This is a genomic window from Candidatus Hodgkinia cicadicola (assembly GCF_002774925.1).
In genome coordinates, this window is record NZ_CM008793.1 from 15,654 (window position 1) to 29,603 (window position 13,950).

Here is a 13,950-nt window from a genome sequence, read left to right on the forward strand (position 1 = left end):
CAAATGTAGATCTGGAAACAAAAAATTATAATTATAAAGGAGAATAGTTACCAAATATAACAAAATGATACAAAGAATATGGTTTAAACTATAGAAACAACGATGGTAACCATATCACCATGACTATAAGCTTAAATCTATTGAACAACAGGTTATCAAGTAATTGTAAATGTTCTAACTAGTAACTAATAGAGATACGTTTGGATATAAACAACCTTCGTTATGTTAAATTATTAGATGGTGAAGTAAATGTTACTGGGTTGATGTTTTAATGTGGTTTAGATTCGGATAATGTTGTACTTAAAGCAACCTTGGAGATTAGATTAACTAATTCGGATGTTATATCTTATTTAGAATAATCAGATGCTGATTTATGGAATAAGGATACCTGAAAACAGGAATATATTCGTTGCACTACAAACCTTATACGGCATCGGTGAACCTCTGTCTTGTCTGATCTTAAGTCTATTATCAATTAATCCAAGAATCTTGGTAAGAACGTTGTCCACCTTCCAAAGGTATAAGCTTATTCATTTTATAGAAACAAATCTCACATTAGAAAACATCTTGAGATATAAGGTATTATCCGATGTAAGTAACTTGAAACATATTAATTGTTATAGAGGTTTAAGACATAAGGTCGGATTACCAGTAAGAGGCCAACGAACTAGAACAAATGCTCATACTAGAAAGTATACAAGGTTGTAATAAGTTTGATATGTTTGATAAGGGATTAAATGGAGTATTACATATACAATTAACAGATAATAACGTTATTATATGCTGTTCTGATTGAAAAGGAAACGTGATATTATGGAGTTCCGCAGGTGAACGGGGATTTAAAGGAAAGAAAAAGTCATCACCATTTGCTATTCAAATGACAATGGAAACAATATTGAAAAAACTAATAACAATGAACATCAAGAACATTCAGGTAGAAATAAAAGGTATTGAATCGAATCGAGATGTCGTGTTAAGAGTACTACAGTCTTCGATCTTAAACATAACATCTATTAGAGATGTTGCCACTAAATCTCATAACGGATGTAAACCTCCAAAGGTTCGAAGGGTATAATGTTATAGAAGTTAACTCCTGTTGATATAATAGATTTAGACTAAGATGATATTAAAGTGATAAAACTTAAACCAAACTATAAGAAACACATTGATACGGTCATTAATATCTGATGTTATTGGTATGGACAGTAATTGGAATTAACATCGATGATGATACAACAGGGTTAACAAATAGATGGATTAAGTGAATTCATTATCGAGATGGTTAACAACATTTAGTAGTTAGAAGTCATATACCAAGGATAGAATAAATGTAATTGGAGTAATAATAATGTCTCTAAACAAGAATGAGGTGCTTACAATGACATTTATCTGTTTGATTGTTTGTTAATGTTTAATCGTAATCGATATATAATGCGATTAAGAGATAGAAACCAGATCGAGATGTTATTTTGTTGTCATTTGTAGAAAGAATATTAACAGTTTTAGACATCAAAGTAAAATATAATTCATGTTTGGGTGTTTAGCTTTAGGATGTTGGTTCCAACCCAATCAAGCAGTATCAGTTAGACCAACAAAGACATGGTTCGATGTGTCTTCATGAGAAAGAGATGAATCATGCTATTGAAATCAATGGATCTGTGAGTAACATCGAAGGAATGTTCGGATGTTGTTTATCTCAGAGATGGAAATTTATAATAGAATTAAAGGTTATTATTAAATTATTTAGGATTAATGGTGAAATAATTAAAACCATGAAGTTATAATCTTAATAAGAAAGACTTATCAAAACATGGTAGATTGATTTCTATCTTTGAAAGGTTAGAGGTTATTTAGATTAACATTGGGGAATATATTGGAAAGAAAAACATTGAAACATGTAATCCATGAGGAAACGTCCAGATTATCGGAGATCTAAGTTGAAATATTATCAGGATTTTGTTCCGTTAGCAGTATACTTACTTTCTAAAATTATGTTTATCAATGGTAGTTACACTAGATTGATGAGATTATGATAGAGAGATGGTGATGGCACGTTTACATCAACTTAATACCATCGAAACATTAATTAAACATATTACTAGCGAGTATTTCCTAGTGATTATAAGCTGTTATTTAACGTCAATGGGAATAACAACATCCGATAGCATCTTTTTAAACATGATTAAATCCGTCATAACCAACGTTCCCATACCATTTAATTCAGTTAGAACTTTATAACAACATTTCAAACTTAAACAATTCTATCTCCCAGAATTAACTTGTTGGCATATATTTTATTCGAATGTTTACAACCACTATGTTACCTCGATTGTTATACCAAGTTATCAGTTAATAATATGACTCTATCATATAAAACGGACAACGTATAAGGTTATATATATTCATTGAAACATACATCAGTTATCTCTGTTTGCTTATTTTTTAACCTACATCTACAACAGAAATATCGATTGTTACTTACTCGATGATAATATGACTAAATCAAAACGACAAAACCATCTATGAACTTAAATTATAAACAATTTTCTATTACCAAAAACCCAACATGTCATCTGATCGTTGTATCTTAAATCAAAATGTTGATCAATTATACTTACAAACCATTTTTGGTTCTCTGTTTCTGACATGTTCAGTTCATTATCAGATTAAACAACATGTTCATACATTAATTTATCAATAATTTTAAAAACATATACACATCTCTATGCTGTTCCTAAAATTAAATCCGATCATCATCTACCTGTTGCAAACAAACACCCATAATTGGTCATAGTTTTAATACAATCTGATATTCACATCGAATAAATGGTCATTGGTCGTTTTCATGTTCTTATCATAACTTATTAAGTTCTCAATGTAATCGGTCTAAACAACCGATATGTTCAATTATTGATATATGTGTGGATGTTAAATATTGGTCAGTTATCATAATTTTTCTGTCATTATTAACTCGTAAGAAACAAAAATGTGTCTAAGACTTAGATCCGATTCACCATTATTTGATAAATTCATAGACGGAATAATAGCAGACCGAACATTGAACAACGAACATGTTGATAAATTGATTGACAGGATGGAAGAATTAATATTGAAATATTCAGATAAAGCATTAATGGCTTACAACAAACGATTAGATAATGTTACAAGTAGATTGTTGAGAATAAAGGTAGAACATGATGTTAGAGGTGTGGACCTAAGGGTTTTGTTTGAGATTAAAACTTTATACGATAGGATTTTGAGATATCATAGCAGTCAATTAATTAGAGACGTATTCTATGTTGATAAAGAAGGAGTAATATTAGGTTCTGTTTGGAAACCATTATCAAGTATTGGTATCTATGTTCCAGGTGGAGAAACAACGTATATAAGTTCGATGTTTATGAGTGCAATACCTGCAAGATTGGCTGGAATAAAACATATATATGTTGCTACACCTTATCATAAGATAAAAGATAAACGTTTATTCATGGCTTGTGCAAGTATTTGTGGAGTAGAATGTATATACACCTTTGGTGGACCTCAAGCGATAATTGCATTGGCAGTAGGTACCGAGACGGTAAAGAAAGTAGATAAGATTACTGGACCAGGTAACATCTATGTGACAACAGCTAAAAAGAAAATGTTTGGAAGAGTTGGGATAGATGGTTTGGCTGGTCCTTCAGAGTCTGTAATTATTGCCGATAAATCATCGGATACACAACAAGTTAGTGTCGATCTTGCTGCTCAATTAGAACATGATAAATCTGCTCTTGCCGTTTTGATAACCAAAACTCCGAAGAAAGCATCTGCTGTCAGATCAAACATTAATGCTTTAATGAATTTGGTTCCATCAGATAGTAACATAAAACATAGTTGAAGCAACTACGGGTTAACAATAGTTTGTAAGAGTAGTACATCTTTATATAATATAGTTAAAAAAATATCACCTGAACATTTACATCTTAATACTTCAAATGCTTTTGAAATGATGAAGTGAATTCATTCTGCTGGTTCAATCTTCATTGGAAAACATTCCCCAATAGCTGTCGGAGATTATGCAGCAGGTTGTAATCACATTTTACCAACAAATACAACCTCAAGATTTTCATCTGGTTTGTCAGTTCTTGATTTCATGACAAGAAAATCTGTTACTTGTTTACCAACATTAGGATCTCTGAGATCGATAAGTACACCATGCATTGAACTTGCATTAATGGAAAAAATGGATCTGCATGCTTTATCAATAGGGTGTAGGTTACATGCAGTTAACAACGTTGACCGTTAAATCAACCGATTGTATATTCATGATGGAATTAATTAATCTTTATTAAACATGTTTTATCCGAAATATTACAAGGATTCATGTTTAAAGGTTACAACGTTGGCATAACATTACCGTTGAAGATAAGAAAGATCTATTAGATTAGAAGAATACAAAACATAAGAACAACGAAAACATCAACATCCAAGAACCGCTATGTCTTGGTAATATTAACATCTATTTCTCTTAATTTAAATAAAACTGTTACGATATACTTCTAACAACAATTCATCTCAAAGATATACTTACAAACTTCATTCAGTTCTATTTGTTTCTCTGATTTATCCACACCATCATGGTGTTTTATTAACTTAATTACAACGACCACATGTTTCAATTACAACAAACCATAACATATAATCTTGTTTGAGTTCAATTTATCTCTTTAATCTATACAATTGATCAGAACTTTTGGAACGAATAACGATTTATCATCAAGTATTCTTAATACAAAATATCAATGATAACCTTTTGTTGTCATCTAAAACACAACAACTTAAGAAGGGTGTTTGGATTTTGTTCCATTGAATAAGATAACAGAAATATTTAACATGATAATTGGTTTAAGAGTAACAGAATTGATGGAATTAATAAAACTCTTGGAATTAACATGAAATACTGATACAAAAGTACAAACTGATCAAAACCATCATGTAGATCTTGTTAACAACAAAAGATACAACGTTAGGTTAATTAGTATTGGAAAAAATAAAATAAATGTTATAAAAGAAATAAAGAATTTGTTAAACATAGGATTAAAAGAATCAAAAGATTTCATAGAAGTATTACCCAAGATGATAAAAGAACAGATCGAAAGACATGAAGCTGACACTATTAAGAAAAAATTTGAACTACTCGATGCCACAATAGAAATACTATAACATTGAACACCAGATTTGATTTCAACAACGATCTGGTTGATAAAATACCACTAAACCATAGTGGTTTACAAAACAGGCTTTATAAGAATACATTATGAGGTTGTTATAACAACGAAGGTATAAAGATATCGAAGCTGGAACTGAACTTACGAACGTTGTTCCCATTCGACTTCGGACATTGAAACTTAGAATTAATAAGATCCAATAACTTTATTAAAGATAAGAAGTTAACTTCGTTCGAATTATATCTAAATGTTGTTCAATATTGTCTGGATAAAGATATTATGTTTATTTGTTGTCAATTTGATTTAGATGTACCATTAATGGATTTACCAAGACTACAAAAAGATGAAGCTTTGACTGTAAATGGTACAACGAAGACATTAATAATGCAATTAATAAAACAATCAGCGGTGTTATTTGATCAAGAAAGTGAATCAATAAACATGAAAGATAAACATTTCGGTTATCTAAGGATCGATGGATCGAAGATAGAACATAACAACCATGAATCCGATCTACTTACGAGTTTATTAAAATTAAAAACCAAACGTTCACATATATTTAAAGGTACTTCTGGAAAACGTGATGTAGGTTTTTATAAAGGAAAATGATGTCAATTAACTTGAATTAATCCACAACAAAGTAGGTTTAAATATAATTCGAGGTGATCGTTTAGATGTAAGAAGAAATTAGAACACTGTCTTGAAATAAGTAATGGAATCGTTACCAGCACTTATATTGATAGATCAAAAGTTCCATTTGTTAACATAGGTGAAAGAATAATTCTAGATAAGCATACCGCACTGAATTATTTGAATCCTATAGCAATTACTAAATCAACTAAGGTTCTAAATGTTATCAATTATTTAGATAAAGCAATGTTGGAAGGTGAAAGTGAAATAACTTATGAAGAAATCAACAACGTTGAATTAACCTTTCCAGGTAGGATCTTTCTAAATGAGTTAACAAGGAATCATTCGAACTTTGGTTTAGATCTGTTAACAAAAAAAGATTTAATATTAATTTGAAATGAAATATCGGTTAATCTTGGTGGTTTCAACAATACCAATTGTGATGTTCAAATAGTAAGGAGTGGTGGTGATGTAATAATAGATGTTATTAAGAAAACATTGGTACATGTGTTAGATATAAAAAATCCAAACGTTCAAACTGATGAGGTCATGATGATTGATACTCTTTTAGATTCTGTTAAAAAAATACAAAGTGATGTTGATAAATTCTTTGTTTCTTCAAGTTTATGTCAATATCTCGATCAAGTAAATAGTTTATCTGAATTATCTCATAGAAACAAGTTAACGTACATGGGGGAAGGTGGATTAAAACAACAAAATGTTGATGTTACCATAAGAGATACCAAACGATGACATTTGGCTAAGATATGTCCAATTGAATCACCAGAAGGTCAGAACGTTGGTTTAGTTTCAGCATTATCAGCATATGTCAACGTTGATGTTAACGGATACATGTCAACAGGATATTATAAGATTTATAACGGACTAATTAATTCAAATGTTATATATTTAAACTATTTTGAAAGTATGAGGTTAAACGTTGCTTTACCATGTAATAAAGATCAGAGAAAATGAGTAATGTGTTTGAATAGAAATAGGATAAAAGTAACAGATAGAAACGTAATAGATCTAAATTTAGTATCGAATGTTCAAGTGTTTTCACATGCTGTTCGTTTGATACCATTCCTCGGACACAACGATCCAACAAGGGCATTAATGGCAGTAAACATGTTGAAACAAGCAATACCTCCATTGAATCCAAGACCTCCCTTGGTTGGTACTGGAGAAGAATACAACGTAATGAGAGATACTGGTCACAACGTTGTAGCATGTAATAATGGAACAGTAATTAGTGCTGATTCAAAGACAATTGTCGTTTATGAACCAAGAGATCAGAAAAGAAGAGTTTATATCTTACCGCAAGTAGTAAAATCAAATCAAGAGATGTGTCAAAGAATAAGAACTGTTGTTAATCCTGGACAAACATTGAAACGCGGAGATGTTATTGCCGAATGTCAATCAAGTTGTGATGGAGAAATGAGTTTAGGTGCCAACCTATTAGTGGCATTCATGTGTTGGGAAGGATATAACTTCGAAGATTCGGTTATAATCTCCGATAATGTTATAAACAAAGGTGTTTTTAAATCGTTTCACATAACAGACCTTGAAACAAAAGTTATGAAAACAACATCTGGTAACGAATGGTTGACTCCAAACATTAACGGAATACCAATGAAGTACCGAAGACATCTGGATCACAATGGGATAGTTAAAGTAGGTAGCAATGTACGAAAGGATGATGTGTTAGTGGGTAAGTTGGCTCCAAGACCTGATGCTGAACGAAAGAAAAAAGAATTCAAAGAAATATGTGGGGATGAATTAAGTTCAGATGAGGAACATGGAAATGATAATGGAACAATTATTAACATAACAGATGAAAACTATGAGGTTGGTAAGGAACAGGAAGGAGACGATGAATTCTCTATAGATTTAACATATAATACTTCATTTAGAGTACCGAATGGGATAGAATATGCAACGGTTTTAGAGGTAAACAGATCATCAGATGAAGATAGAAGTTATTACGATATAGATCTAGAGGAATATATTCGGTGTTACAACGTTGTTAAAAGGAAATACATTAGAAGATGTTGTACGTTATTACATATTAACAACACAGAGGTACCATTTACAACAAGTTCATTTTCATCTGATAATAAGATTATTCAAGATGGTTTGAATCTATTACATAAAAAATACTTAAGTTATTTAAATAAATTGGAAGCTGATATGTTATCCAAATTTAACAACAGATTAACAAATGAAAATCAAGATGATGAAGGTACTGTGTTGGAAGTTATCAGAATTAAATTATTAGTACATAAATCAATTAAAACAGGTGATAAGATATGTGGAAGACATGGTAACAAAGGTGTGATATCGAGGATAGTTCCGAAAGAGGATATGCCATTCATGGCCGATGGAACACCAATCGATATTATACTTAACCCATTAGGAGTACCATCTAGGATGAACATTGGTCAATTATTGGAAACAACCTTTGGTTTAATTAGTTATAAGTTTGGTTTAGAATTCAAAAATGTATTAAATATGTATTATAAAACAAATGATGATCGGATATTGAAAACAGTTGTACCTAAACTTACTGAATTATATCCAAACATAAATAAGTTATCAAAAGATATGATCCTGATTTTGTTGTCTGAATTATCACAGGGAGTAAAGATATCTTGTCCGTTGTTTAAATTTCCATTTGAATCATGTTTAGAAGATTTTAACAAAAGATTATCAATTAATTTTAATGGAAAGGTTCAATTATATGATGGTATAACAGGATTACCCTTTGATAAAACAACAGCCATAGGTATTATATATATTTTTAAATTAAATCATTTAGTCGATGACAAAATCCATGCCAGATCAACAGGTCCATACTCAATTGTAATCCAACAACCTCTTAAAGGAAGAGATAACTTAGGAGGACAGAGGTTAGGTGAGATGGAGGTATGGGCGTTGCAGAGCTATGGTGCTGCTTATTTCTTAAATGAAGCGTTATCAGCTAAATGTGATGACATAGTGGCAAGACGTGAAGTCCAAGATAACATTCTAAAAGGTAAACCAAAATATAATCTCTATCAAATTGAAAGTATGTCTGTTTTGATAAAAGAGTTATTCTCAATGTGTATTGAAATTGAAACAACAAAATAACAAACATGTTATCAATATTTAATAAGAACATTACAAGTCTTAGATTTAAAATAATATCACCTGAAACAATATTGTCATGATCATATGGTGAGGTCTGCAATGCTGACACCTATGACGATAATGGAAAGCCAATCATTGACGGTTTGTTTTGTCCAAAGATATTCGGTCCAGGTAAGAAAAACGAATGTCTATGTTCAATATCTAATTTAAACAACGAGATGATCTGTCAAACTTGTGGTATATATCTCGGTTCTGATAGAATGAAAACAAGATTGAGGTTTGGACATATTAATTTATCAACACCAGTAATTCATACTTTGTTTCATAAACCAACACCCAACATTTTGTCCGAATTACTTAACATGGACGTTGGAATAGTTCAAGATATAATTGATTGTAAACTTCATGTCATAACATGGTCTAATCTGAACAATTATAGAAACGGACAAGTCATATCAACCGAAACATACAGGAACATGTGAGAACAAAAGAAACAATGTATAGTGGCATCAGGAGGACAAGCCATCATGGAGCTGTTGTCAAAGGTTCAATTAACTAAAATCAAAACATCATTGATTAAAGAAATTGAACAAACAAAATCTGATGATCACTTGCACAAAATTAGAACCAAGCTGGAAATGGTTGAAGGTTTTATTTCAAATAATTTTAAGTTGGAACGATTGGTGATAAGGATGTTGCCGGTTCTACCTGCTGAATTAAGACCAGTGATGGTTTTAGATGATGATACAACAGCAAGTTCTGATTTAAACATACTTTATAAACACATTATCACCGCAAATAACAACAAATTAATAAAAACAAACGAAACAAGGTCCAACAACGTTGATAAATTTGATAGTTACATCAAAGCTTTAATATTGTTACAGAAAACAGTTGATGATTTAATTGATAACTCTTCAAATGTTGATAATCCTAACAATTATAATACTACCTCATTGAAGTCGTTGGCTGAAATGTTAAAAGGAAAACAAGGTAGATTCAGACACAACATCCTAGGTAAGAGGGTAGATTATTCAGGTAGGAGTGTGATAGTACCAGAACCAAGCTTATCTATAAATGAGTGTTCGATACCAAGATCAATGGCTGTTGAATTATTCAAACCATTTATCCATTCTAAACTAATGTTGAAATCGGAATTCAATACTAAAACTACCATCAAACATATACTAGAAAATGATATCCATTTAACTTATAAAATTTTAGAAGAAGTAGTAAGTTACTGTCCGGTGTTGTTAAACCGAGCTCCAACGTTGCATAAGTTAAGCATGAGAGCTTTTTGAGTGAAGTTAACCAATGAAAAAGTTATAAGATTACATCCGTTGGTATGTTCTGGTTTCAATGCTGACTTCGATGGTGATCAAATGGCAGTCCATGTTCCACTTAGTTTTAATGCCAGAATCGAAGCTACAACGTTGTTAATGGCTGATAATAACGTAATGTATCCGGCCCATGGTGATCCATGCATCCTGCCATCCCAAGACATGATCCTTGGTTTGTATTATATGTCGTTAACATCTCCAGAATACAAAGACATATGTTTATCTTCATACAACGAGGTACATAGACTTTTGTTTTTAAAGAAAATAAACTTACATACCAAGATTAAATTCAGAACCGTTGTAAACGGGAAGATAACAGAAATACTATCAACATCAGGTCGTTTGTTGATATCTGAATTGGTTCCATCAGAATGTAATTTTTTGTACGAATGGAACTATCCTGAATTAAGTAAACAACTAACTTCTGACATAATTAAATTGGTTTACAACAAGTATGGATCAAAACAGATGACAACGTTTTGTGAAAAACTGATGAGATTAGGATTAAAATATGCAACACAATCTGGCATGTCATTGTCAGCGTCCGATCTTTCCAATCTAAGCTACAAAAAGATCCTTCTCAAGGATATACGATCAATTATAACAACATCCTGATCAAAGATTGGCAACAAACACGAGATTCCAATGCCATTGTCAATATGACCGAAGGTCTTGGATGCTATTAATAATAACATTAATTTGGAAGTAACAGGATATAGTTCGAAACAAACGTCCATTCAAATGATAGTTAATTCCGGTGCCAGAGGAACGTTATCTCAGGTTCAGCAATTAATTGGTTCTAAAGGATATATTGTTGGCTTCGAAGGAAAACCATGTAGATTACCAATCTTGAATTCTTATAATGAGGGATTAAGTTTAATTCAATATTTTTGTTGTACATGTTCATCGAGAAGAGGATTGATCGATACAGCGTTGAAAACTGCAAGCTCCGGTTATCTCACAAGAAAACTTGTTGAATCAACAAGAGAATGGATAGTAAGCGAGGATGATTGTAAAACTGAAACAGGTCTACAGATTAAACCAATCATTGATCTCGAATTCATTAAGAACAGATTGATCGGAAGATTCTTAGCTAAACCAATATTAAAGAACAAGAAAATAACTGTTAAAAAGAATGAACTAATTACCGAAGATAATATTTGTAATATATTAATGAATTACAACAACGATTTATGGATCAGATCTCCATTGACATGTCAAGCAAGGTTTGGTATCTGTAAACTTTGTTATGGGATAGAATTAAGTTGTGGCAACGTTGTCCAACAGGGTGAATCCGTTGGTGTTATAGCCGCCCAATCCATTAGCGAACCTGGAACTCAACTTACGTTAAGAACATTTCATGGATTATCAAACGTTGGTGATAAAACTCATGAAAAATTGATAAAGAACTGTTTAATGTCACCATTTTCAGGTATTATTAAGATTAAGAATATTTCATGTGTTATTTCTGAATCAAACGATATAATTGTTGTTAATTCTAATTGTATTCTATCAATTATGAAGGATGATATTGAAATCTGGAGTTATAAACTACCAAGAGGTACTCATTTGTTAGTTCTGAATAATAAACACGTTGAATCCGAAGAGATATTATGTTTCAATTGTATTAGATCAACAAGTTTATTAAGCTTAACCAATGGTCGGTCGTTTTTTAAGAACTTAGTGTATCATCTAAACATTAAGAAAGAACCAACTAATATAATTAAAAAAATTGTTACTAATGTTAAACCAAGTGTTGTTATGGGTAAGTTATCGTTGATTGGACTAAACGTTGGTAGAATGAAACGGTTGTATTATGTTACCGTTGGTAATAGAAATAAATTTATAATTACACCTAATGAATTAATAAGATCATTTGATAGTATCTCAGAAAATATAGTAGAAGATGAAGATGTAATCGATATGACATTAACAGAAGATTTCGAGAGATTATCGAAGCTGTTTGATAACAATGTTGATGAGAACAACAGTTCAATTATTAGTCCAATAGATGGATTATTAAAACATGGAGTCAGCGGAAATGGTAACAGATCGTTTGTCATTGATCCGATAAAAACCAACGAAAAACCTATTGTTTACTCTGATTTAGATGTTAAGCTATTAATCGAAGACAACAAAATGATAAAACGAGGACAAATCATCTTACATGGAGATCACGATCTATCGAATTATGCTGAAGTATATGGATTCAATGATCTCTTCAATTATTTTATTAACATTGTTCAAGAAATATATGGAAACCAAGGAGTTAATGTTAACAGTAAACATATTGAGATGGTTTTAAGACAAATGACCAATGTAGTAAGTATAACCGATCCAGGTAGTTCATCATTGATGGTCGGATGTTGTTACAGATGACAGAATATTTCTTTAATTAATAACCATATTAATAAACTAAAACGGAAGATGGCATCAGGTATTAGACAAATCGTTGGTATAACAGACTCATGTTTAAACCAAGGGTCTATACTGTCCGCTATCTCCTTTCAAGGAGCAATGAAAACAGTAATTAAAGCTATAATATCTGGTAATAATTATGGAATATCTGGGATAAAAGATAAAATCATGTTAGGAAAGATACCATTGGTTGGTACTGGTTTCGTAAGTAAACGGAGATTGATTGAAAGTAAAATGTTAAACGAAAGTGATCCTGTTAATGAAAAGATCTAGATATAAAATGGTTAGTGAACAGGATATATTCTCTTCAAATGGAAGATAACTTCTAACTAACAAGTATCTTTGGTTTTAACAACAGCCAAACATATTTATATTGTTAACAGAAAATTAAAACAAAAAATGTACAATGACAATGATGGGATACTATATATTAAGATGAAGTATATAATTGGTAAATAAATATTCCATGATAATTGTTAGATACGAGTATGTTAGAAGATTTATCATAGGTGGACCATTAAGTAAAAGTATTATAAACATAAATATACTAAGAACATCATGAATTCTAATACGAAACGTAAATAACACCAATGAATAGAAAACAACAATGTCAAGGAACCGCAAGGTTAATAAATAATGTGTTTTCTTGTTCTGATAAGTGTTCGATATTATCAAAGTTAATAAATTACATAATGTGAAGATGATAAGAAACGTATGGTCATGTTGGTTTTAGAAAAAAGTATTAGATTATATAAATAACAGATTACACATGAATCCATTAAAGGTTTTATACAAAACAATCGATAATGTTATACCATATATAGAAGTTAGAAATATGAGAGTTGATGGTGTTTCACATCTGATGCCAACAGATATACCTACCGATAGAAGGTTGGGATTAGGTTTGAGATGACTGGTCGATGCTACGAAACAACATAGAGAAGTAACCGCATGATTGAGGTTGGCTTGAGAGATAATAGATAGTGTTCTAAGAAAGAGTTCTTCATACAAACGATGAGAGACCATACACAACTTAGCTTAAAAAAAACATTCAAACATCTGTTCATATGGGATGAAGAAAACAAAATCTAATAAAGATTAAGGTATGATACCACAATGGCTCATATAAATGTTACCAACACAACCTTCACTAAACGTTTATTTAATAAAACAGGACCATTGGTATACATAATATCGGAAAATTTATAAGAAAAACGTTGTCATGG

The 13,950-nt window shown here is 31.1% G+C and carries 9 protein-coding genes and 1 pseudogene; 9 read left to right on the forward strand and 1 reads right to left on the reverse strand.

Annotated features, from left to right (window positions below; genetic code table 4):
• Positions 1 to 363 precede the first annotated feature (363 nt).
• The 3 genes from MAGTDC_RS01750 to MAGTDC_RS04585 all read left to right on the forward strand — a co-directional run bounded on the left by MAGTDC_RS01750 (position 364) and on the right by MAGTDC_RS04585 (position 1,784).
• Positions 364 to 708 carry a ribosomal protein uS13 gene (locus MAGTDC_RS01750; protein WP_146656800.1) on the forward strand — a complete coding sequence of 115 codons (345 nt, stop codon included), beginning with the start codon at positions 364 to 366 and terminating at the stop codon, positions 706 to 708.
• Between the two features lie 10 nt (positions 709 to 718).
• On the forward strand, positions 719 to 1,075 hold the full coding sequence (gene rpsK / locus MAGTDC_RS01755; protein ID WP_146656801.1) for a 30S ribosomal protein S11: 357 nt from the start codon (positions 719 to 721) through the stop codon (positions 1,073 to 1,075).
• A 532-nt stretch (positions 1,076 to 1,607) separates the two neighbouring features.
• Positions 1,608 to 1,784 carry a hypothetical protein gene (locus MAGTDC_RS04585; protein ID WP_192573066.1) on the forward strand — a complete coding sequence of 59 codons (177 nt, stop codon included), beginning with the start codon at positions 1,608 to 1,610 and terminating at the stop codon, positions 1,782 to 1,784.
• Positions 1,785 to 2,723: 939 nt separating this feature from the next.
• Here MAGTDC_RS04585 and MAGTDC_RS05495 read toward each other — a convergent pair.
• The gene (locus tag MAGTDC_RS05495; RefSeq protein WP_278046917.1) at positions 2,724 to 2,858 is read right to left on the reverse strand and encodes a hypothetical protein; all 135 of its coding nucleotides are present in this window, start codon (positions 2,856 to 2,858) and stop codon (positions 2,724 to 2,726) included.
• Between the two features lie 128 nt (positions 2,859 to 2,986).
• Here MAGTDC_RS05495 and hisD point away from each other — a divergent pair, with 128 nt between their 5' ends.
• From hisD to MAGTDC_RS01780, 6 genes and pseudogenes are all read left to right on the forward strand, one after another.
• Positions 2,987 to 4,285, forward strand: a complete 1,299-nt coding sequence (gene hisD, locus MAGTDC_RS01760; RefSeq protein ID WP_146656802.1) for a histidinol dehydrogenase — start codon at positions 2,987 to 2,989, stop codon at positions 4,283 to 4,285.
• A 587-nt stretch (positions 4,286 to 4,872) separates the two neighbouring features.
• On the forward strand, positions 4,873 to 5,202 hold the full coding sequence (locus tag MAGTDC_RS01765) for a bL12 family ribosomal protein (RefSeq protein WP_192573067.1): 330 nt from the start codon (positions 4,873 to 4,875) through the stop codon (positions 5,200 to 5,202).
• A 1,187-nt stretch (positions 5,203 to 6,389) separates the two neighbouring features.
• Positions 6,390 to 6,662, forward strand: a pseudogene (locus tag MAGTDC_RS06140) (hypothetical protein); the annotation flags it as partial.
• 375 nt (positions 6,663 to 7,037) lie between these two features.
• A complete protein-coding gene (locus MAGTDC_RS06145) occupies positions 7,038 to 8,966 on the forward strand; it encodes a DNA-directed RNA polymerase subunit beta (RefSeq protein ID WP_462138613.1) in 1,929 nt (642 codons plus the stop codon).
• 5 nt (positions 8,967 to 8,971) lie between these two features.
• Positions 8,972 to 12,997 carry a DNA-directed RNA polymerase subunit beta' gene (locus tag MAGTDC_RS01775; RefSeq protein ID WP_192573068.1) on the forward strand — a complete coding sequence of 1,342 codons (4,026 nt, stop codon included), beginning with the start codon at positions 8,972 to 8,974 and terminating at the stop codon, positions 12,995 to 12,997.
• Between the two features lie 469 nt (positions 12,998 to 13,466).
• A complete protein-coding gene (locus MAGTDC_RS01780) occupies positions 13,467 to 13,766 on the forward strand; it encodes an uS7 family ribosomal protein (protein ID WP_414173054.1) in 300 nt (99 codons plus the stop codon).
• Positions 13,767 to 13,950: the final 184 nt, after the last annotated feature.